Raw genomic sequence first — 21,582 nt, forward strand, 5'->3', positions numbered from 1 at the left:
CGCTAGGGGAACCGCCGCTGGCGCACCGCGATCGCGATGCCCGCGAGCAACAGCACGGCAGCGAGCGCGGCCAGGGCGGGCGCGATTTCGACCTCCTCGCGGGTGAGCACGAGTTCGCGGGGCACATTCTGCAGCACCTGGTCGAGTTGGGCGCGGTCGGCGGCGGGGGAGTAGCTGCCGCCGGTGGCTGTGGCGACCGCCTTCATCGTCGGCTCGTCGACGACGAGGAAGCGCGCGACGTCGCCGCGGCCATAGGGCCCGCCCTCGGCGAACGCGTCGGCGCCGAGTTGCTCTCGGGTGCACACCATCCGGGTCGGCTCAGTCGTGCCGAAACCGATCGAATAGATCCGGATCCCCCGAGACCCGGCCGCCTTGGCAGCATCCATCGGCAGCACGCCGCGGGTGTTGGCGCCGTCGGTGAGCAAGACGACGATGTCCGAGACCGGCGGGACGGTCGGCGGGCTGACGTCACCCGGGGGTGGCAGCGGCTCGGTCTGCTCCATCTGCGGCGGCGCGGGGACCTCGTCGGGGCCGACCGGCGGCACGGCCGGGTTGACCGAGGCGATCGCGTCGATCGACTTCAAGATCGCCGCGCCGATCGCCGTTCCCCGGCCGGTGATCATGCCGTCGACGGCAGTGCGCAGCTCCTCCTTGTCGGTCGTCGGGGCGGCGACCAGCTCGGCATACCCGGCGAAGGCGATGATCCCGATCCGGGTCCCCTCCTGCTGCTTGTCGATGAACTCCCGCACCGCCGCCTTGGCCGCCGCCAGCCGGTTGGGCTCGACGTCGATCGAGCACATCGACCGGGAGATGTCCACCGCCACGATGATCGAGGTGCGATCCTGCGGCACCCGCAACTCCATCGCCGGCCGGGCGCTCGCCACGCCCAGGCTCAGCAGCGCGAACAGCACGGCAACCAGCGGCAGGTGGCGCGCCCAACGCCGCCGCTGCGACCCCTGCGCGGCCTTGACGAGCGCGACATTGGAGTGGCGCACCGGCGCCGCCCGGCGCCGCCGCTGCGCCCACACATACAGCCCGACGAGCAGCGGCAGCACGAGGAGCGACAACAGCGCCAACGGCCAGTTGAGCGTCATGCCGAGACCACCTTGCCGGTGCGGATCAGCGAGATGCCCACCCCGGACAGGAGGATGAGGATCGCGAGCAGCGTGATGTAGGGTGCCAGCTCGGTCGGCTCGCGCCGCGAGACCAGCTCCAGGTCGAGGCCGGCATACATGTCACCGAGTTCCGCGGCGCTCTCGCCGCGCTGAAAGTGGCCATCGGTCGCCGTCGCGATGTCGGTGAGCAGCTTCTCGTCCAGCGACGTATGCTGCGTCACCCCGTCGATCTCGACGTCGGCTCCGCCGGGCTGACCCAGGCCGATCGTCTCGATCCGCACGCCGGCGACCGACGCCAGCCGCGCCAGCGCCATCGGGTCGATCTCGCCGGTGTTCTCGCCGTCGGAGAGCAGCACGATCCGGCCGGACCCGTAGTAGCCTATGTCGACCGACTCGGGGTCTTGGACCAGCTGCTCGGCGTCGACAGTCAACTTGTTGCCCGAGATGGCCTTGAGCGCGACGAAGATCCCCTGGCCGATCGCCGTGCCGCCCCGGCTGGTGAGCCGGTCGATCGCGCCGCTGAGCGCGACCGGATCATCGGTCGGTGCCTGGGTGACGATCGCGGTGTCACCGAAGGCGACGATGCCGATGCGCACATTGCCGGGTTGAGCCTCGACAAACCGGCGCGCCGCCTCCTTGGCCGCGGTGAGCCGGTCGGGTTTGACGTCGGTGGCCTGCATGCTGTTGGACACGTCGAAGGCGAGGATCACCGTGCCCTCGGGGTGGACCTGCCGCAGCGTGGCGACCGGACCGGAGGAGGCGACGATCAGGGCTGTCAGCGCGGCCGCCAGCAGCAGCGGCACCAGGTGCCGGCCCCGTCGCCGGTCGCCCGAGCTCACCGGCACCAGCCCGGTGCGCGCCAGCGCCGCCGCCTGCTCATCCTGGCCCTGCAGGAGCGCGCGATAGCGCCATACCAGAACCGGTAGCGCGAGCAGGGCGATCAATGCCCACGGGAAGGTCAGCCTCATCGCATCACCTTGCGCCGCGCCGCGAGGGTGACGAAGACCCGGACCAGGTCGTCGGCCGTCGAGACCGTGGTCAGGTCGAGCCCGCACGAGCGCACCCGCTCGCGCAGTTGCTGCTGCTCGGCCTGCGCGAGCGCACGTAACCGGCCCCGGAACTGTGCGTCGCCGGTGTCGACGATCACCCGCTCCCCGGTCTCGCTGTCCTCGACGACGATTTCGCCGACGTCGGGTAGCTCCTGCTCGAGCGGGTCGACGATCTGGACGGGAACGACGTCGTGGCGCTGGGCGAGCAGGCGCAGCGGCGCCTCCCACCCCGGTCCGGTGATGAAGTCGGACACGACGAGCACGAGCGAACGCTGCCGGATGATGCCGGAGCTGGCCCGCAGCAAGGCGGTCAGATCGGTGGGCGTTCGCGCCGCCTCATGCGGCTCCAACAACCGGTGGACCAGCCGCAGCACGTGCACCCGGCCGGCCCGGGCGGGGACGGTGACCGGCGTACCCCCGTCATACAGGATCGCGCCGACCCGGTTGCCGCCGCGGGTCAGCAGCCGCGCCAAGGTGGCGGTGAACTCGATCAGCACCGCCTCCTTGCCGCGGTGCTCCGGGCCGAAGCGCATCGACCCGGATCGGTCGAGGACGAACCAGGCGTTGAGTTCGCGGTCCTCGGAGTATTCGCGCACATAGGGGCTGTCCATGCGGGCGGTGACATTCCAGTCGATCCGGCGCAAGTCGTCGCCGGGGACGTATTCGCGCAACTCCCGGAAGTCGATGCCGCTGCCGGTGAACAGCGTGCGGTAGTCGCCCTGCAGCTGGCCGTCGAGCGGCCGCAGCACGGTCCACTCGACCCGGCGCAGCAGGGCCTCGGCGGTCAGGGCGAGGGGCGATGCCACGCGACGGCTCCGGCAGGCTGACCCGAGGGGGCCACAGTCAGATCGGGCATCCGGACCGCCCCGATGATCGGGGTGAGGATGGCGTCCGGGTCGACGTTGTCGGCGAGGGCCTCATAGGACAACACCAGCCGGTGGCGCAGCACATCCATCGCCAAATCCCGCACGTCCTCGGCCCGGGCATAGGTGCGGCCGCGAAGATACGCAAGCGCCCGCCCCGCGACCACCATGTTGATCGAGGCCCGCGGGCTGGCGCCAAAGGTGATGAACCGGGCCAGATCCGGACGGCCCACCAGCCCCGGGTTGCGGGTCGCGCCGGTGAGCGTGACGGCATACTGGATGATTCCCGGGTCGACGTAGACGTGGTCGGCGGCGCGCTGCAGCTCGCGTAGCTTGCCCGGGTCGAGCACTGCCGAGGCCTTCTCGCCGAGCCCCAGCATCCGCTCGACGACGACGAACTCCTCTGCGGGAGAGGGATAGCCGACCTTGACCTTGAACATGAACCGGTCAACCTGAGCCTCGGGGAGCGGATACGTCCCCTCGGACTCGATCGGGTTCTGGGTGGCCATGACCAGGAAGGGGTCGGGCGCGGCAAAGGTCTCGCGGCCGATTGTCACCTGTCGCTCCTGCATGACCTCAAGCAGCGCGCTCTGTACCTTGGCCGGGGCCCGGTTGATCTCGTCGGCGAGCACGAGGTTGGCAAAGACCGGCCCGAGGGAGACCTGGAATTCGCCGCTCTGCTGGTTGTAGATCCGGGTGCCGACGACATCGGCGGGCACCAGGTCGGGCGTGAACTGGATGCGCTGGAAGTCGCCGCCGATCGCCTCGGCGAGCGCCTTGATCGCGAGGGTCTTGGCCAGCCCGGGCACGCCCTCGACGAGCAGATGGCCCCGGGCGAGCAGGGCGACGATCATCCGCTCGAGCAGGTCGTCCTGCCCGACGATGGTTTTCTTGACCTCATAGAGCGTCCTTTCGAGCGGGTGGCGCTCGTGGGTCGGGGGCTGGCCGGCCGTCTCGGTCACGGGGTGTCCTCCTGGGGTGGTCATAGTGGCGGCGCCCCGATCCCGCCGCCTGCGGCGGCGATGGGCACGGCGAAGCCGATGCCGACAAAGAATGGTTGCTTGCTCGGGTTGGCCAAGGCGGTGACGACGCCGATGACCTGCCCGTCGCGGTTGAGCAACGGCCCGCCGGAGTTGCCCGGGTTGACCGCCGCGTCGAACTGGATGAGGTCGGCCAGCGTGCGGTCCTCGGTCCGCACGTCCCTCTCCGTGCCCGAGATCACCCCTGCCGACAGCGAGAACGACAGGCCGAGCGGGTGTCCGACGGCAAAGACGGTGTCGCCGACCGTGCCGCCCCCGCCCAGGGTTGCCGGCGTGACGACCTCGGGGAGGCGGTCGGGCTGGAGCACGGCGAGGTCTTTGTCCGGCTTCTTGTCGGCGACCTTGGCGCCGGTTTCGGTGCCGTCGGGGAAGATCACGGTGATCGGTCCGGCGCCCTCGATGACGTGATAGGCGGTCAGGATGCGGCCGTCGGCGTTGGCGATGAAGCCGGCTCCGAGACCGTCCTCGCCGCCGCTGCTGGTGCGGATGACCACCATCGACGGCGCGATTTTGGCGTATGCCGCGGCCGCCTCCGGCGCTCGGCGCGCCTGTTCTTGGATCGCCTCGTCGACGAGCGGCTGGGCCGCCTCGCGGGCCTGCCGGTCGCCATAGGCCGGCGGGATGCTCGTCGTGCGCCACAGCGCCAGGATCGCCACGGCGGCCACGAGCGTCAGGGCGGCCCAGGTCAGTGCCGAGCGAGTGAGCAGGGCTCGGGTGGCGTTGCCCGGGCGGGTCAGGGCACGCCGGACTCGGCCGCCCGCGGGTGCGGACGCGGTCGCGCCGGACGGGGTCGCGCCGGACGCCGCTGGGGGAGCCGCCGGCGGGCCGCCGGGCGCCGCGGCATAGGGAATCGGCGGCACAGCATCCCCTGTGGGCGCGGCAAACGGTGGCGGGGCAGGCGAAGGCGACCCCCCGGGTGCAGGCCGGATCGGCACCTGCTCGGCGGGCCGCTCACGTCGCGTGGGGCGCCAGGCCATGGCGAGACTGTAATTCGCCGCGCCAACATCCACCGAGGTTGGGCAGGGTTTTCACGGCGAGTTCACAGCTTCGAGGTGCCAGAGTAGGCCGGATGACGCCACCCTCGACCGCCCCGAAGCGATGACCACGGCCGAGCACCAGCGGCTGGCCGACTCGCCCGGACAGGACGCCCCCTGGCGCCGGTGGGGTCCCTACCTGTCCGGCCGGCAATGGGGGACGGTGCGCGAGGACTATTCGGCCGATGGGGATGCGTGGGCCTCATTCCCCTTCGACCAGGCGCACGTGCGTGCCTACCGGTGGGGTGAGGACGGCATCGCCGGGCTGACCGACCGCTACGGCTTCCTCAACGTCGCCCTCGCCCTGTGGAACGAGCGCGACGACCGGCTTAAGGAGCGGCTCTTCGGGCTCGCCAACCCGCAGGGCAATCACGGCGAGGACGTCAAGGAGTATTGGTGGCACCTGGACGCTACGCCGACGCACTCGTGGGCGCAGCTCCTCTATCGCTACCCGCACGGCGCCTATCCCTATAGCCACCTCGTCGAGGAATCCGCTCGCCGCGGGTTGGGCGAGGACGAACTGGAGCTGTCCGACACCGGCCTGCTCGACGGCGATCGCTTCTTCGACGTGGTCGTTACGCACGCCAAGGCCGGGCCCGACGACATCCTCATCGAGATCACCGCGACCAACCACGGCCAGGAGGCGGCGCCGCTGCACCTTCTCCCGCAGATCTGGTTCCGCAACACCTGGTCGTGGGGCCGCGACGACCGCATCCCCCGGCTGCACCGCGTGCAGGCACCCGGAGGCCGTTCTGCGATCATCGCCGAGCACGGCTACCTCGGGCGTTATCGCATCGTCGCCGAGGGAGAGCCGCAAATCCTGTTTTGCGACAATGAAACCAATGATGAGCGTGCGTTTGGGCACGGTGGCGGAAGCGAGTTCCCCAAGGACGCGATCAATGCCGCCGTGGTGGAGGGGGATTCGTCGAGGCTGCGAGCGGCATACGGAACCAAGGCCGCGTTCTGGTGGACCTGGGAGGCGATCGAGCCGGGCGCCGGCGTCACCGTGCGGCTGCGCATGACCCGCGACGCCGACGCGGCCCGCGCCGATCCGTTTGCGGACTTCGACGCGATCCGGCAGGCCCGCCGCGCCGAGGCCGACGCGTTCTATGCGGCCGTGCTCCCCGGCGATCCCGCCGACGAGGACAGCTTCATCGCCCGCCGCGCCTTCGCCGGGCTGCTGTGGAGCAAACAGATCTACCGGTATGACGTGCGGCAGTGGCTCGAGGGTGACCCCGCCGGCCCGGTGCCGCCCCCGCGGCGCCAAGCGCCAGAGCCCCTCGGCCGCAACACCTCGTGGCGTCACCTGTCGCTCGCCGACGTCATCTCGATGCCCGACGAATGGGAGTACCCGTGGTTCGCTGCCTGGGATCTTGCCTTCCACTGCGTGGCGATGGCGCACATCGACCCCGACTTCGCCAAGGACCAACTCGTCTTGATGTGTCGCGAGTGGGCGATGCACCCCAACGGTCAGCTCCCGGCATACGAATGGCTCTTCTCCGACGTCAATCCGCCCGTCCACCCCTGGGCGACCTGGCTGGTCTATCGGATCGACGGCAGCCGCGACCTGACCTTCCTGACCCGGGTCTTCACCAAGCTGCTGTTCAGCTTCGGCTGGTGGGTCAACCGCAAGGACGCCGAGGGCTCCAATCTGTTTGAGGGCGGCTTCCTGGGGATGGACAACGTCGGGCCGTTCGATCGCAGCGGCCCCCTGCCCGACGGCTCGCGGCTGGAGCAGTCCGATGCGACCAGCTGGATGGCCTTCTTCTGCCTGGCGATGCTGCGGATATCCTGGGAGCTGGCGCGCCAGGACAGCGCGTGGGATGAGGTGGCGACCAAGTTTTTCGAGCATTTCCTTTCGATCGCCGAGGCGATGGAGGCCTTCGGCTCGGAGAACATCGCGCTGTGGGACGAGGACGACGGCTTCTTCTATGACGTCATCGTCGGCGCGGGCGGCGGGACGCAAAAGGTCCGGTTGCGCTCGATGGTCGGGCTGCTGCCGCTAATCGGCGTCACGACGATGCCGGCGTGGACCGATGCGGCGCTGCCGGACTTCACGGCCCATCGGGAGTGGCTGCGAGCCCGGCGACCGGAGCTGCTTGACGCGCTGATCCACTCGGGCGCGAGCCTGCCGGACACGCTGTCGGTGCTCACCGAGGATCGCCTGGTCCGGCTGTTGCGCCGCCTCGTCGATGAGGGTGAATTCCTTGCCCCGCACGGCATCCGATCGCTTTCGGCGGCCTATCGGGATGCGACGACGCTGTCCTTGGACGGCGCCGAGCTGCAGATCCGGTATGTCCCGGGGGAGTCCGACAGCCGGCTTTTCGGCGGCAACTCCAACTGGCGTGGGCCGATCTGGCTGCCGGTCAATGTGCTGCTCACCGACGCCCTGAGGACGTATGCCGAGGGCATGGGCGCCCCGCTGCAGGTCGAGTATCCGGCCGGTTCCGGGGCGTATCGCGGGATGCTCGAGATCGCCGCCGACATCGACGCCCGGCTGGTCGGCCTCTTCCGGATCGGCCCCGACAGCCGTCGCCCGGGCGACCCCCGTCACGTCCCCACCGGCCCGCTCTGGCAAGCCCATCCGACGTTCAGCGAATATTTCCACGGCGACACCGGCGCCGGTCTGGGCGCCTCCCACCAGACCGGCTGGACCGCCCTGGTGGCTCACCTGATCTGCCTGCGCGAGACCTGAGCCATATTCCCCGAGCCCGGATTCGGGCGGAACAGAATCGGGCGGGGGCGGCGTTGTCGTGGCAGAGTGAGACGCAACCCGCGCCACACTTCAGGCACCACCGCCAGACGGCACCCAAGGGGGCACCGGACGATGTCCAACCTCAACGACAACCTCAAGAAGACGATCGACGACCTCGATCTCGACCGCCGCGTGCAGGAACTCACCCAGCTCGCGCACAAGACCGTCGCCGACCTCAAGGCGCAGGCCGGTAATCTCGCGCACGACAACCGGGAGAAGGTCGACGCGTGGGTCGCGAAGGCGGGAGCGGCCGTGGACCAGCGCACCGACGGCAAATACCACGACAAGGTGGAGAAGTTCGGCATCGCGGTCGGCAACGCCGTCGACAAGGTGGCCGAGAAGCGAGCCGCCGGGTCCACGAGCGACGCCGACGTCACCGATGGCTGGACGCCCCCGGCCCCTCCGACCGGCGATGCGCAGCCCTTCCCGAGTCACCCCTACGGGGAGTCCGCAGCGAGCGGCGGCCCGCAGGACGCCCCGACCGGCTGGCCGCACGCCGAGGGCAGCGCGGCTCCCGAGGGCTCACCACAGCGCGAGGCCGACGGGCAAACCAAGCCCTGGTATGCCGCCGAGTAGCCTCCGCTCGAGCACCCCGTGAGTGCGCGGCCGGTCGTCCTGACCGACACCGACATCCTGGCCGCGCTCACCCCCGAGATCGCCGTCGACGGCATGCGAGCGGCGCTGCGTGCGCACGCGACCGGTCACCACGTGACGCCACCGCGCGTTCACGCCCAGTTGTCCGCCGGGCGGCTGATCTACACGGCCGGTGAGGCCCCGGGGCGATGGTTCGGCTATCGCTCCTATGACAGCTTCGGCCGCGACCCGGGGGAGCAGGTCGTCGTGTTGCACGACGCGGGGACCGGCCGGGTGCGGGCGGTCGCGATCGGCACCGCGCTCGGGCCGCTGCGCACCGGGGCGATCGATGCCGTGGAGCTCCACGCCCTCGCCCGTCCGGACGCCTCCCGGCTGGCGTTGATCGGGACCGGCATCCAGGCCTGGACCCAGTTGTGGGATGCCGGGCCGACCTCGTCGTGCTGGCCACCGACAGTGCCACGCCCGTCATCGAGGCCGACTGGGTCGCCGACGGGGCTTTTGTCAGCACCCTCGGGCCCAAGCAGCAAGGCCGGGCCGAGTTCGACCTCGCCCTCGTCGACCGGGTCGACGTCGCGGTGACCGACTCGCTCGCGCAGATCGCGGCATACGACCCGCCCAATATCCTCGCCGGAACGAGGCAGGGGGGCCGGTTGGTCGGCCTCGGCGAGGTGCTGGCCGGGCAGGCAGCGGGCCGCACCAGCATCGAGCGGCGCGTCCTGTCTTGTTCGGTCGGTCTGGCCGGGGCAGAGGTCGCGCTGCTCGCGCGGCTGGTGGACTTCGGCGTAGGCGAGTCGGCCAGCTGAGGCTGGTCAGCTCAGCAGGTTGCCGAGCACCCCGCCCTGGCCGCCGCTCTGCTGCTGGTGGCCGCCGGCCGCGACCGACTCGCTCGGCTGGACCAGGACGTAGCCCTGCCCGGAGAAGGCCATTTGGAAGGCCTCGCCCGTGCCGCCGCGGATCATCGAGCCGATTCCGCCGGTGTCGACGCGGATGTCCATCCGCACGCCGGCGGTCCACAGCACGACGGCCTGCGCGTCGCCGAAGGTGGGGGAGCTGGCGACGTCGAGGGCCACCGGCTCACCGTCGGTGGTGATCGCGACATAGCCGGTGCCACGCAGCGAGACGTTGTAGAGCCCGCCCGCCATCGCCCCACCGCGGGCCTGGAGGCGATGGATGTCCCACTGGATCGAGTTGGAGAAGGCGAGGACGTTGTTGCCGTTGACCGAGACCGCGTCGTCCTGCAGATAGATGACCTGGATCTCCTGGGCCCGGTCGGCGAGGAAGAGGTCGCCCTGACCGCTGCAGGTCATCACGGTCAGCCCTTCGCCGGTGACCGCGGACTTGAACATCCGGCCCAGGCCGGAGCTCTGCTTGGTGAAGCGGACATCTCCTTGATAGGCGACCATCGAGCCGGCCTTGGCCATGACCTCGCCATAGCGCATGTCGACGCGCAGCAGCTTCTTGTTCTGCAGCGAGAACGGGTCCTGGGTCTCCCGCTCCTTGAAGTCGGTAAAGAGCGAGCCGTGGATCGTCATGCTGGTGTTTCCCCTTCGCTGTCCATGCGCGTCCTGGCTGGCTGCGCGTTTGCCACAAACCGTAGGCGAAACCGGGGCACCCGGCCTATGGTTTGTCTGTTTCCGGCATGTCCGACGAAGGAGTGGTTGATGGGGTTCCTCGACAAGGCCAAGCAGGCCGCCATGGACCTGCAGCAAAAGGCCGACACCGCGCTCGGCAACGCCGGCATGATGGGCGGCGCCCCGCTGAGCGGCTCACCCGGCTCGCCGGGCGGAGGTGGGCAGGCCGACCGGTTGCTGCGCGACCTCGGCGTGCTGACCTTCCAGCACGCCAGCGGCCAGCCCGGATCGCCCGAGGACTACAACCGGATCATGGGCCAACTGCAACAGTTGCATCAGCAGGGGCTGCTCAACCTGTCCTTGACACCGGTCATGGGCGCTCCCGGTGGGCCCCCGCCACCCCCTGGCGCCGTCCGCGCCCAACACGAGGCCAGCCAAGCCGGCCCCGGAGCCCCGCCGCCGCCAGCGGCAGCCGCGCCGCCGGCAGCTGAGCCGCCGCCGTCATCGACGGGCGAGCCGATGTCGTCACCGCCCGCCGAGGCTGCCCCGGGCAACGCGCCGAGCGATTCCGGGTCGACTCCCGCGCCCGCCGCTCCTGAGCCCGAGCACCAGTCCGGAGGTGGCACCGCGCCACCCCCGCCGCCGCCGAGCTGGGCGCAGTAGGCAATTGCGGCACCGCCGCTCCTCGCCTGCGCTACCCTTAAGGGCATGGCAGGTTCGCTGCTCCTTATGAAGCCGCGGTGACGCACCGGATCAGGACGTCAGCGCGGCCAGCCCCTCTGCCCGGAGGGGCTTTTCGTTGCCCAAAGCAGTAGCGGACACCACGACAAAGGAACCCGATGAGCGAGACGCCGCACCGATACACCGCCGCCCTGGCCGACCAGATCGAGCTGGCCTGGCAGGACCGTTGGGAGGAGGAGGGCACCTTCCACGCGCCGAACCCGACCGGGTCGCTCGCCGACCCGCAAGCCGTGGCGACGTTTTCCGGGGGACCGCTCTACATCCTGGACATGTTCCCGTATCCCAGCGGGGCGGGGCTGCACGTCGGCCACCCGCTGGGCTATATCGCGACCGACGTCTACGGCCGCTACCAGCGCATGCTGGGAAAAAATGTGTTGCACGCGTTGGGATATGACGCCTTCGGGCTGCCGGCGGAGCAGTATGCCGTCACGAGCGGCCAACATCCCCGCAAGACGACCGAAGACAACATTGCCAACATGCGCCGGCAGCTGCGCCGGCTGGGCTTGGCCCACGACGAGCGACGGTCGGTGGCGACCACCGACATCGAGTTCTATCGCTGGACCCAGTGGATCTTCCTGCAAATCTTCAACGCGTGGTTCGACGCAGACGCCGACGACGGGCGGGGAAAGGCCCGCCCGATCGATGAGCTAGTCGCCGAATTTGACTCGGGTGAAAGAGTATTGGGCGACGGTCGAGAATGGTCGTCGCTGTCCGTCGCAGAGCGGGCGAGGGTGATCGACGGTTATCGCTTGGCCTATGTCTCCGAGGCGCCGGTCAACTGGTGTCCCGGCCTGGGCACCGTGCTGGCCAACGAGGAGGTCACGGCCGAGGGCCGCAGCGACATCGGCAACTTCCCTGTGTTCCGACGGAATATGCGCCAGTGGATGATGCGTATCACGAGCTACGCCGACCGGCTGCTCGCGGACTTGGACCGGCTGGACTGGCCGGAAAAGGTCAAGTTGATGCAGTGCAACTGGATTGGGCGCAGTGCCGGCGCGCGCGTGCTGTTCCCGATCGTCGGCGGGGCCGCATCGATCGAGGTCTTCACGACGCGTCCGGACACATTGTTCGGCGCGACGTTCATGGTTGTCGCCCCCGAACATCCCCTGCTGGATGTGATTGTCCCCGAGGGGGATTGGCCCGAAAGGACCAAGTCGGAGTGGACGGGAGGTGCGGCCAGCCCGCAGGCCGCCGTGGCGGCATACGCCGAACAGGCCGCACGCAAGACCGAGTTGGAGCGCCAAGCCGAGGCCAAGGACAAAACCGGTGTCTTCACCGGCGGTTTCGCGACCAACCCCACCAACGGCGCCACGATCCCGGTCTTCGTCGCGGACTATGTCCTGATGGGTTATGGCACCGGCGCGATCATGGCGGTTCCCGGCCAGGACGAGCGGGACTGGGAGTTCGCCGAGAAGTTCGCGCTGCCGATCATCCGCACGGTCCAACCGCCCGAGGGCCACGACGACACGGTTGCCTTCACCGGCGAGGGCCCGGCAATCAACTCGGCCAACGACGAAATCTCGTTGAACGGCTTGGGCATTGCCGAGGCCAAGGCGGCGATCATCGCCTGGTTGCAAGCCCGGGGGCTGGGGGAAGGAACGACGACCTACAAGCTGCGCGACTGGCTGTTCAGCCGGCAGCGCTACTGGGGTGAGCCGTTCCCGATCGTCTTCGACGACGCGGGCAACCCGCTCGCGGTTCCGGAATCGATGCTGCCCGTCGAGCTGCCCGAGGTCGACGACTACAGCCCGCAGGCCTTGGACCCGGATGATGATGTCTCCGAGCCGGTTCCGCCCCTGGCGCGCGCGTTGGACTGGGCCACGGTGGAGCTCGATCTGGGCGACGGCCCCAAGAGCTATCGCCGCGAGCTGAACGTCATGCCGCAGTGGGCCGGATCTTGTTGGTATGAGCTACGTTATCTGGACCCGGGCAATCATGACGAGTTCGTCGCCCCGGGGAACGAGTCCTACTGGATGGGGCCGCGCGAAGAGCCCGTCGCCGGGGCGCCGGCCGGTTCGCGTGACGTCGGTGGGGTCGCCCTGTATGTCGGTGGTGTCGAGCACGCCGTGCTGCACTTGTTGTATTCCCGCTTCTGGCACAAGGTGCTTTATGACCTGGGACACGTGTCGAGCGAGGAGCCATTTCGGTGGCTGTACAACCAGGGCTACATCCAGGCGTTCGCCTATCGCGACGCCCGCGGTCAGACCGTCCCGGCCGAGGAGGTGCAGGAGCATGCCGGCGCCGACGGCGAGCCGTCGTGGACCTGGGAGGGCGAGCCGGTCTTCCAGGAATACGGCAAGATGGGCAAGTCGCTGAAGAACATCGTCACCCCCGACGACATGTATGCCGCCTACGGCGCCGACACCTTCCGGCTCTATGAGATGGGCATGGGCCCGCTGAGCCAGTCCAAGCCGTGGGAGACCCGGGCCATCGTCGGCGCGCAGCGCTTCCTGCAACGCTTGTGGCGCAATGTGATCGACGAGGAGAGCGGCGAGGTCCGGGTGATCGATGCGCCGGTTGACGACGGGACCGCGCCGGTGCTGCACAAGACGATCGCGGCGGTGTCTGCGGACTATGCGGAGCTGAGCTTCAACACGGCGATCGCCCGGCTGACCGAGTTGAACAACGCGTTGACCCGTCTCGACGCGGTGCCGCGGGAGGCAGCGGAGAAGCTCGTCCTGATGGTCGCGCCGATGGCGCCGCACATCGCCGAGGAGCTGTGGTCCCGGCTGGGCCATCCGGCGTCGCTGGCGCGTGAGCCCTTCCCGGTCGCCGACCCCGCGTGGCTGGTCGAAGAGACCGTGACCTGCGTGGTCCAGATCAAGGGCAAGGTCCGCGACCGGATCGAGGTGTCCCCCGATATCGCCGAGGACGACCTGCGGGAACGCGTGTTGGCGCTGCCCAAGGTCGCCGCGGCGACGCCCGACGGCGTGCGGACGGTCATCGTGCGGGCACCGAAGCTGGTCAACGTCGTGCCGAGCTGACCGGCTGGGACGCTCGTTGTCCACAGGGCTCGGCGGGCAGGATCGACAGCTGTCCACAGGTCTGGAGGTTGTCCTGGTAAATCGGCGCGACCGTCCTTAGCGTCGGGGTATGTCCCGAAGCCGACACAACGAAGCCACCGACCGCCTAGCCGCGGCCCTGGCCGAGCGGCTGCCGGCCGGGTGGGAGCCTGACCCGGGCGCCGACGTGACTTACCCGGGAGGCGACGTGCCCGACCTTGGAGGTGACCTGCTCGACCCGGGAGACACCGTGCGGGAGGCGGAGGGCAGCGAGCCACGACACGCTGGGCGCGATCTGCCATCGACGGCGACGACAACATCGAGCCGAGCCGGGCGCCACGCCCGAGCAGAGGTCGCCGGATCGCCGTCGTGGGTGCGGGTGCCGACCGGGCTGGCCCAGGCCCGGCTGGCATCCGCGCGACCGGCAGTGCTCGCGCTGATCGCCGTAGTCGTGGGGGTGGTGGCGATCTTCGGTGTCCGGCTGGTGCGGGCGCAAGAGCCCGGCGCGCCGGTGGCATCGGGTGAGGTCGTCGGGTCCGAGGAAGACAGCGCAAACGGTGCCTCGGGATCGGGGACGGCCGGATCGGGTGCCTCAACCTTCGCAGCGGCCGGGCCGACCGGCGGCGCCGGCACAGCGGCGGTCTCGGCCGGAGGGTCCGCTTCCCCGGGTGCACCTGCGCTGGTCGTCGTCCATGTCGTCGGTCAAGTCCGCCATCCGGGAGTCGTCGACTTGCCGACCGGCTCGCGCGTCGTCGACGCGATCAAGCAAGCGGGCGGAGCGCGGTCGGGAGCCGACCTGGGCGCGGTCAACCTTGCGCGGCTCGTGGTGGACGGCGAGCAGATCATCGTCCCCAAACCGGGCCAGAGCTTGCCCTCGCCACCACCTGCCGGTCAAGCGGGCGGCTCGGGCGGTGCGACGCCCGGAGCTGCGGGTGCTGGCGGGGCTGCCGTCAACATCAACACCGCCGACATCGCCGGGCTGGACACGCTGCCCGGGGTCGGCCCGGTGCTCGCCGGCCGGATCCTCGCCTGGCGCACCGAGCACGGCCGATTCACCGCGGTCGACGAGCTCGGTGAGGTCTCGGGCATCGGCGAGAAGCTGCTCGCTCAACTGCGTCCGCTCGTCACCGTGTAGTCGCGCGGTCACGCGAGAACGGTGCCAACGTCCCCCGCCCGGTCCGCGACGACGGCTGCAGTGGAGCCGACCGACGGAGTGACCGGGGAAGCGCCGCCCGGGGAGGCAGCGACCCGGGAGGCACCGAACGAGCACCCGGCCACGGTGGTCGCGGCGATGACTGCCGACGGATGTGTCGCGGTCGACGCTCGAGGTCATGTCCGGCGGGTCCGGCCGCCTCGGGCTCGGGTGACGGTGCCTGCTCGGGCGGACCTGCGCCTGCTGCTGCCGGCGCTCCTCGCCTGGGTGGCCGGCGCGCTCGCGCTTGGGCGGCCGGTCCGATGGATTGCCCTGACGGCCGCGGCATCGATAATCCTTGCCGCCGTCGGCGTCGTCCGTGCCCGCCCGCGCCACGGACGTTGGTCGCGGGCGTGGCTGGTCCTTGCCGCCGCAGCGGCGTCGACCAGTTGTGTCCTCGTCAGCATCGCGGCGACAACCGCCGCGCGCCAAGCCGGCCCCCTGGATGACTGGGCCGCCGAGCGAGCGGTGGTCAGCGTGAGTGGTGTCGTCGTCGGCGAACCGGTGATCGAGCGGCGACCGAGGGAGGATCGCCCGCCACGGGTGTTCGTGCGACTGCGGGTCGAGGAGGCGATCGGTCGGGGCCAGCGCGTGCGGGTTCGGGCGCCCGTGGTTGTCATCGCCGACCCTCGGTGGGCGCAGCTCGAGTGGCACGAGCGTGTGTCCGCGCGAGTGCGCCTCAGCCCGGTCGAACCAGCCGACGACGTGGTCGCGACCGCTCGGGCGTTGGCGGCGCCCCAGCGGGCCGCCCCGGCGCCGTGGCCGTTCGCCTGGGCCGAGCATCCGCGGGCGGCGCTGCGGGATGCGCTGACCGGTGTGCCAGCAGACGCGGAGGGCCTGGTTCCGGCGCTCGTTGTCGGCGACACGTCGCGATCACCGCCCCAGCTGACTGCCGACATGCGCACCACCGGACTGTCGCACCTGGCTGCGGTCAGCGGCGCCAACGTGGCGATTTTGCTCGGGGCAGGCGTGGTCGTGTTGCGGGTGTCCGGCGTCCCCAGGCGGTGGCGGCCGCCAACGCTGGCCGTGCTGCTTGCGATGTTCGTCCTCATCGCGCGGCCGGAGCCCAGCGTCATACGGGCCGCGGCGATGGGGGCCGTCGGCCTGCTCGGCATGCATGGGTCGCGTCGGGCGGCGGGTCTGCCGGCCCTCGGTGCGGCGATCGTCGTTCTCCTCGTGATCGATCCGTGGCTGGCCCGAACGTATGGGTTTGCCTTGTCTGCCCTGGCGACCTTGGGCCTGCTGCTGTTCGTCCGGCCGTGGGCGCAGGCGCTGCGTCGGGTGCTGCCGCGCCGCCTCGGCATCCTGGCCGAGGCGTTGGCCATCCCGGTGGCCGCCCAGATCGCCTGCGCTCCGGTCGTGGTCTTGTTGCAGGAATCGATCAGCCTGGTGGGGCTGCCGGCCAACCTGCTCGTCGCGCCGCTGGTCGCGCCGGTCACCTTGGGCGGCGCGGGCGTTCTCCTCCTCGGCATGATCTGGCCGGGTGCGGCTGCGGTGGCGGCCTGGATACCGGCCGTGCCTGCGCTTGGCATCGCCGCGGTGGCCCACCGGGGGGCGCAGGTCAGCTGGGGCAGTATCCCGTGGCCGGGGAGCGCACTTGGGGCGTTGGGTCTCGCCGCGCTGACCGTGGCCATTCTCGTCTGCGGTCCGCGGGCGGTGCACGAGTCGTTGCGGCGGCCGTTGCTCGCCGGCACGGGTGTCGCCCTGCTCGCCGGGGGAACGGCACCGACGGCGCCGCTACTGTGGCCCCCCACGGCCTGGCAGTTCGTCGCCTGCGATGTCGGCCAAGGCGACGGGCTCGTGCTGCGCACCGGGCCGGCGAGCGCCGTCCTCGTCGACGTCGGCGGGGAGCCGCGGCTGATCGATAACTGCCTGCGGAGGCTGCGGGTTCGAACGCTCGACGCGATCGTGCTCACGCACTTCCACGCCGATCACGTCGGCGGCCTGGCCGGCGCCCTGGCCGGTCGCGCTGTGGGCGAGATTCTCGTTTCGCCGGCCGCTGACCCGGCGTGGGCGGTCCGGCAGGTGCAGGGTTTGGCGCGCGCCCGCGGCATACCGACCCGGATTCTGCGGGCGGGGAGTGACCTGGCGTGGCGAGGAGTCCAGGCTCACGTGCTCTGGCCGGAGCGGATCATCGCAGAGGGGTCAGTCCCCAACAACGCCAGCGTCGTTCTCGATGTCCGGGTTGGCGATCTCGACCTGCTGTTGTGCGGGGACATCGAGCGTGAGGCGGGACACGCCGTGCTGCTGAGCCTGCGACGAGATCCGCGTGCCTGGGCTCGGCTCGCCGACTTCGAGGTCCTCAAGGTGGCCCATCACGGTTCAAGCAATCTCGACCCCGAGCTGTTGGCCCAGCTGCGCGCGCGGGTGGCGGTGATCAGCGTTGGCCGGGACAACGACTACGGGCATCCGGCGCCGAGCACGCTTGCGCTGCTCGCCGGCCAGGGCATGGCGCTGCGCCGCACGGACACCTCCGGCGACGTCGCCCTGTGGCTGACCGGTGGGAGGGTGTGGGCGGCGGGCCGCTCGGAACCGTGATCGCTGCTTTCCGCGAGCGGCGCCCGAGAAGTCAGCGCGGGGACGGATTAAAGGTAGTAGTCCAGCTGGGCGGCAACGGGCGGGAAGGTCGGCAATAGGTCCGCCGAATGGGCGACCTCGCACAAGGCACCCAAGGTGGCCTCGACCGCTGGAACTCGCAGCAGATCGGGTGTGGTGACCGCCACGATCTGTCGTTTGGAGGCCGGCCGGACCTGCGCGGTCACCACATCGGGGTGGTGGGCGGTGCGGACGATCAGGTCGGGGATCAGCGCGACACCGAGTCCGGCCGCGACCAGCCCGGCGACCGCGACATAGTCCTCGGTCTCGAACTCGACATCGGGCCGAAAGCCCGCGGTGTCGCACATTTGCAGCAGATGGCCGCGGCACCTGGGACACCCGGCGATCCATGTCTCGTCCTGTAGTTCGTGGATTTCGACGACGCGCCGGCCGGCCAGGGGATGGTTGGTCGGCAGCGCGAGCAGCACCTCGTCGTCGAGCAGATGGCGGGTCTCGAAGGGGTCCAGGTCCTCCTCGCCCCGGCCGATGTCGGTGCCGTCATACGCGAAGGCGATCGCCAGGTCGCACTCCCCGGCCCGCAACGCGGCGAGCGACTCGGGGGGCTCGGCCTCGGTGAACGAGACGGCAACGTCGGGGAAGCGGGTCTTGACCAGCGCTAGCGCCTTGGGCACCAAGGTCGCGGACGCCGAGGGAAAGGCGGCCAGCCGCACCCGCCCGGCACGCAGCCCCGCGATGGCGGCAACCTCTTCCTCGGCGGCGTCGATCGCCGCGAGCACATCGGTGGCCCGCCGGGCCAGCGCGGCACCGGCCTCGGTGAGCCGGACGCTGCGGCCGATCCGGTCAACCAGGGCTGTGCCCGCGCGCTGCTCGAGGCGGCGCACCATCTGCGAAATGGCGGGCTGACTAAAGCCCAGGGCGAGGGCGGCACCGGTGAAGGAACCTTCCTCCGCGATTGCCCGCATCACGCGCAGGCCGGCCACATCGATCATCAACCACCATGATATAACAAGGCGTTATGGAAGTCAGGCATCTCCATCGAGATGTTATGGATTGGGGGAGCGATGAGCCCGCTGGAGAGCGCCCCGCTGACTGCACCTACTAAGGCCGCGGATCGCCTGGCAGCGTTTTTGACGCATGGCCCGGCCCTTGTCCTGACCGGTGCCGGGATGAGCACCGATTCGGGCATTCCGGACTATCGCGGGCCGGACGGGCTGCGCCGCGTGACCCCGATGCAGCACGGCGAGTTCGTCGGCTCCTTGGGCGCCCGCCAGCGGTATTGGGCGCGCTCGTTCATCGGCTGGGAGCGGTTCACCGCCGCGACGCCCAATGACGGCCATCGCGCGGTCGCCCAGTTGCAGGACCGCCGACTGCTCGGGCCGGTTATCACCCAAAATGTCGACGGCCTGCACCAGCGCGCGGGAAGCCGGGATGTCATCGAACTGCACGGGTCGTTGGCGCGCGTCGCGTGCCTGGATTGCGGCTTTGAGGTCGACCGCGACGTGCTGCAGGCCCGGATGGCTCGCGCCAACCCGGGCTTTGCCGACCGGGCAGTCGGCAAAGCCGCCGACGGGTCCCAAGTGAGCAGTCAGATTCGCCCGGACGGGGACGTCGTGCTCGCCGACGATGCCATCGAGCACTTCGTGTTGCCGGTCTGCGAGGTCTGCGCAGCCGACACGCTCAAGCCCGATGTCGTCTTCTTCGGCGGATCGGTCCCACCCGAACGGGTCGCCGAGTGCATGGCGTTGACCGAGGCAGCGCCATCCTTGCTCGTGCTCGGATCCTCGCTGGCCGTGATGAGCGGCCTGCGATTCGTGCGGCGCGCTGCCGCACGCGGCATACCGATCGCGATCGTCACCCACCGAGCCACGCGAGGGGATGACCTGGCGAGCCTGCGCCTGGACGTCTCGCTCACGCCAACACTGGTGGCGCTGCTCAGATCCGTCGCAGGATGGCCGTGACCTTGCCGAGAATCGTCGCGTGATCGCCGTCGATCGGTGAGAACGCCGGGTTCTGCGGCAGCAGCCAGACCTTGCCGTCGGCGCGTTTTAGGGTCTTGACCGTCGCCTCGTTGTCGAGCATGGCGGCCACGATGTCGCCGTTGTCCGCGGAGGGCTGCTGGCGAACGACCACCCAGTCGCCGTCGCAGATGGCGGCGTCGATCATCGAGTCGCCGGTGACGCGCAACAGGAACAGCGGGCCCTCCCCGACAATCTGCCGGGGGAGCGGGAAGACGTCCTCGACGACCTCCTCGGCGGTGATCGGAACCCCGGCCGCGATCCGGCCGAGCACCGGGACATAGGACGGATCGGGGCGGGCATCGCCGCTGCCGGTCACGTCGTGGCCGTCCTCGCCTCGGCTCGGCGCCTGCCCGCGGTAGCCGCGCTGGTCGTCCGGTGTGACGACCTCCATGGCGCGCGGCCGATGCGGGTCACGGCGCAGAAATCCCTTGCGCTCCAGGGCGAGCAACTGATGGGAGACCGAACTGGGCGAGGTCAGGCCCACGACCTCCCCGATCTCGCGCATGCTCGGCGGATAGCCGCGCGTGTCGATCGAGGTGCGGATGCATTCCAGCACCCGACGCTGCCGGATCGTCAGGCCGTCGCCTCCCTCGAACTCGGGGAGAGCATGCAACTCCCCAACCTCCCGTAGGACGTCCTCGTTGCGCGGCCGGCCCGGTCCGCGTCGGATGGACGGCTGCCCACTGTTGGTGCTGTCTCTCATGGCTCCCACACCTTCCCTGTCGGGCACTGATCAGGGGCTGTCGGTGGTCCCTGTCAGGCTTGCTGGTCATGAGGAAGTCTAGGGCGGACCGGCGACAATCTCCGACATTTGTTCGAGCGTGTCTTGCCACGATTCGAACGAGCGTGCTAGAAATAGTACCACGTCCGTCGAACGAAGGTTCGAGGATACGTCAGGAAGGGATTCGGCTATGAGCGCGATCGCGATCGACATGCACCCGATCGGAGGCGCGAGCCTGCCCGTCGGCGCTGGCGCAGGCGGTCGAGGTGCCGCCCACGGCCGGGTCGGCAGCGCGAGGCCCACGGGTCGTGGCGACCACGGCGCGCTGCGCGTGACGCGCACGGGCCGGCTGGCGGTGACGCTGACCGTCATGCTGGTCGCCGTTTTGGCGGCGGCGATCACCTTCGCCGGCTCGGGCGGGCCGAGTTCGCCGCCGGATCGGGTGATCACCATCGGGGCCGGGCAGACCCTGTCTGAGCTGGCCGTCACCTACCTGCCGCAGCTGTCCATCCAGGAGGCTGTCGCGGCGATCCAATCGGCCAACCAGTTGCAGAGCGACCGGATCATCGCGGGTCAGGAGTTGGTGATCCCGCAGCCGTGAGGCCACCCCAGGCCCCTGGGCCCCGGAGACGCGAAATTGGGGCGCGTGTCGTCTTGCGCGTGCGCGAATCGGGGATTAGATTCCCATATCTAGTGGTTACACGGATGTAGTTCGTCCACATGTAGTGCACACGGAATCCGGGTTACCCACACGTTATCCCCACGTCGTCCACGTGTTCGTCCCCAGGAAGCCGCAGGAGGCCCGCTCGTGCACTGCCCGTTCTGCCGCTTCACCGACTCCCGGGTGATCGACTCACGCACGACCGACGACGGCACGCAGATCCGCCGCCGGCGGCAGTGCCCCGAGTGCGGTCGCCGGTTCACGACGATCGAGACGGCCAGTCTGAGCGTGCTCAAGCGCTCGGGCGTGAGCGAGCCGTTCAGCCGGACCAAGATCCTGCTCGGCGTCCGCAAGGCATGTCAGGGGCGACCGGTCACCGAGGACCAACTGGCGGTGCTCGTCCAGCGCGTCGAGGAGAGCATCCGGGCCACCGGGAACGCCGAGGTCGACGCCCACGAGGTCGGCATGGCCATCCTCGGCCCGCTGCGCGAACTCGACGAGGTCGCCTACTTGCGTTTCGCGAGCGTCTATCAGGGATTCGAGTCGCTCGAGGACTTCGAGTCCGCCATCGCCGTGCTGCGCGCCGAGCGGGCCGCCGACGGCGTCGAGCCTGCCCCGACCGGGGCGCCCTAAAACTCCCGGGCACCGACAAGCCGCGGGCTGTCGGTGC

19 protein-coding genes are annotated in these 21,582 nt (G+C 70.0%); 11 read left to right on the top strand and 8 right to left on the bottom strand.

Translation table 11 applies throughout. The features are described 5' to 3' along the window. Positions 1 to 2 precede the first annotated feature (2 nt). The 5 genes from V9G19_RS26705 to V9G19_RS26725 are packed head-to-tail and all read right to left on the bottom strand — an operon-like array spanning position 3 to position 4,927. Positions 3 to 1,094, bottom strand: a complete 1,092-nt coding sequence (locus V9G19_RS26705) for a VWA domain-containing protein (RefSeq protein WP_462288404.1) — start codon at positions 1,092 to 1,094, stop codon at positions 3 to 5. Beyond that, positions 1,091 to 2,083, bottom strand: a complete 993-nt coding sequence (locus V9G19_RS26710) for a VWA domain-containing protein (protein ID WP_462288405.1) — start codon at positions 2,081 to 2,083, stop codon at positions 1,091 to 1,093. Before V9G19_RS26710 ends, V9G19_RS26705 begins: the two co-directional genes overlap by 4 nt. Further along, the gene (locus V9G19_RS26715; RefSeq protein ID WP_462288406.1) at positions 2,080 to 2,970 is read right to left on the bottom strand and encodes a DUF58 domain-containing protein; all 891 of its coding nucleotides are present in this window, start codon (positions 2,968 to 2,970) and stop codon (positions 2,080 to 2,082) included. Before V9G19_RS26715 ends, V9G19_RS26710 begins: the two co-directional genes overlap by 4 nt. Next, the gene (locus tag V9G19_RS26720; protein ID WP_462288407.1) at positions 2,949 to 3,989 is read right to left on the bottom strand and encodes an AAA family ATPase; all 1,041 of its coding nucleotides are present in this window, start codon (positions 3,987 to 3,989) and stop codon (positions 2,949 to 2,951) included. The genes V9G19_RS26715 and V9G19_RS26720 overlap by 22 nt, the downstream gene beginning before the upstream one ends. Positions 3,990 to 4,009: 20 nt before the next feature. After that, positions 4,010 to 4,927 carry a S1C family serine protease gene (locus tag V9G19_RS26725; RefSeq protein ID WP_462288408.1) on the bottom strand — a complete coding sequence of 306 codons (918 nt, stop codon included), beginning with the start codon at positions 4,925 to 4,927 and terminating at the stop codon, positions 4,010 to 4,012. A gap of 238 nt (positions 4,928 to 5,165) precedes the next feature. Here V9G19_RS26725 and V9G19_RS26730 point away from each other — a divergent pair, with 238 nt between their 5' ends. From V9G19_RS26730 to V9G19_RS26745, 4 genes are all read left to right on the top strand, one after another. Further along, complete coding sequence (locus V9G19_RS26730) at positions 5,166 to 7,796, top strand: MGH1-like glycoside hydrolase domain-containing protein (protein WP_462288409.1); 2,631 nt, start codon at positions 5,166 to 5,168, stop codon at positions 7,794 to 7,796. A 132-nt stretch (positions 7,797 to 7,928) separates the two neighbouring features. Next, positions 7,929 to 8,432 carry an antitoxin gene (locus V9G19_RS26735; protein WP_462288410.1) on the top strand — a complete coding sequence of 168 codons (504 nt, stop codon included), beginning with the start codon at positions 7,929 to 7,931 and terminating at the stop codon, positions 8,430 to 8,432. Between the two features lie 18 nt (positions 8,433 to 8,450). Further along, on the top strand, positions 8,451 to 9,029 hold the full coding sequence (locus V9G19_RS26740) for a hypothetical protein (RefSeq protein ID WP_462288411.1): 579 nt from the start codon (positions 8,451 to 8,453) through the stop codon (positions 9,027 to 9,029). Continuing rightward, positions 8,918 to 9,253, top strand: coding sequence for a hypothetical protein (locus tag V9G19_RS26745; RefSeq protein ID WP_462288498.1), 336 nt, complete (start codon positions 8,918 to 8,920; stop codon positions 9,251 to 9,253). The genes V9G19_RS26740 and V9G19_RS26745 overlap by 112 nt, the downstream gene beginning before the upstream one ends. 6 nt (positions 9,254 to 9,259) lie before the next feature. On the opposite strand, the gene V9G19_RS26750 is transcribed toward V9G19_RS26745, so the two are convergent. Next, positions 9,260 to 9,982, bottom strand: a complete 723-nt coding sequence (locus V9G19_RS26750; RefSeq protein ID WP_462288412.1) for an AIM24 family protein — start codon at positions 9,980 to 9,982, stop codon at positions 9,260 to 9,262. Between the two features lie 129 nt (positions 9,983 to 10,111). On the opposite strand from V9G19_RS26750, the gene V9G19_RS26755 reads away from it, so the two are divergent. The 4 genes from V9G19_RS26755 to V9G19_RS26770 all read left to right on the top strand — a co-directional run bounded on the left by V9G19_RS26755 (position 10,112) and on the right by V9G19_RS26770 (position 17,494). Further along, positions 10,112 to 10,684 (top strand): hypothetical protein, encoded by a 573-nt coding sequence (locus V9G19_RS26755; protein ID WP_462288413.1) that lies wholly within the window; start codon positions 10,112 to 10,114, stop codon positions 10,682 to 10,684. Between the two features lie 176 nt (positions 10,685 to 10,860). Continuing rightward, positions 10,861 to 13,746 carry a leucine--tRNA ligase gene (gene leuS, locus V9G19_RS26760; RefSeq protein WP_462288414.1) on the top strand — a complete coding sequence of 962 codons (2,886 nt, stop codon included), beginning with the start codon at positions 10,861 to 10,863 and terminating at the stop codon, positions 13,744 to 13,746. A 109-nt stretch (positions 13,747 to 13,855) separates the two neighbouring features. After that, positions 13,856 to 14,899 carry a helix-hairpin-helix domain-containing protein gene (locus tag V9G19_RS26765; protein WP_462288415.1) on the top strand — a complete coding sequence of 348 codons (1,044 nt, stop codon included), beginning with the start codon at positions 13,856 to 13,858 and terminating at the stop codon, positions 14,897 to 14,899. A gap of 60 nt (positions 14,900 to 14,959) precedes the next feature. Beyond that, on the top strand, positions 14,960 to 17,494 hold the full coding sequence (locus V9G19_RS26770) for a ComEC/Rec2 family competence protein (protein ID WP_462288416.1): 2,535 nt from the start codon (positions 14,960 to 14,962) through the stop codon (positions 17,492 to 17,494). Between the two features lie 47 nt (positions 17,495 to 17,541). Here the strand turns inward: V9G19_RS26770 and V9G19_RS26775 are convergent, their stop codons facing one another. Then, entirely contained in the window at positions 17,542 to 18,501 is a 960-nt protein-coding gene (locus V9G19_RS26775) for a LysR family transcriptional regulator (RefSeq protein ID WP_462288417.1), read from the bottom strand. A gap of 72 nt (positions 18,502 to 18,573) precedes the next feature. Here V9G19_RS26775 and V9G19_RS26780 point away from each other — a divergent pair, with 72 nt between their 5' ends. Further along, a complete protein-coding gene (locus V9G19_RS26780; RefSeq protein WP_462288418.1) occupies positions 18,574 to 19,470 on the top strand; it encodes a Sir2 family NAD-dependent protein deacetylase in 897 nt (298 codons plus the stop codon). On the opposite strand, the gene lexA is transcribed toward V9G19_RS26780, so the two are convergent. Continuing rightward, on the bottom strand, positions 19,445 to 20,233 hold the full coding sequence (gene lexA / locus V9G19_RS26785) for a transcriptional repressor LexA (RefSeq protein WP_462288419.1): 789 nt from the start codon (positions 20,231 to 20,233) through the stop codon (positions 19,445 to 19,447). The two genes, V9G19_RS26780 and lexA, sit on opposite strands and share 26 nt — an antisense overlap. 208 nt (positions 20,234 to 20,441) lie before the next feature. Between lexA and V9G19_RS26790 the strand changes: the two genes are divergently transcribed. Together V9G19_RS26790 and nrdR are read left to right on the top strand one after the other, a co-directional pair. Then, positions 20,442 to 20,852, top strand: a complete 411-nt coding sequence (locus V9G19_RS26790) for a LysM peptidoglycan-binding domain-containing protein (RefSeq protein ID WP_462288420.1) — start codon at positions 20,442 to 20,444, stop codon at positions 20,850 to 20,852. A gap of 207 nt (positions 20,853 to 21,059) precedes the next feature. Further along, positions 21,060 to 21,545, top strand: a complete 486-nt coding sequence (nrdR, locus tag V9G19_RS26795; protein ID WP_462288421.1) for a transcriptional regulator NrdR — start codon at positions 21,060 to 21,062, stop codon at positions 21,543 to 21,545. Positions 21,546 to 21,582 lie beyond the last annotated feature (37 nt).

Origin of the sequence: Nostocoides sp. (assembly GCF_037045025.1) — a bacterium.
GTDB lineage: Bacteria > Actinomycetota > Actinomycetes > Actinomycetales > Dermatophilaceae > Nostocoides_A.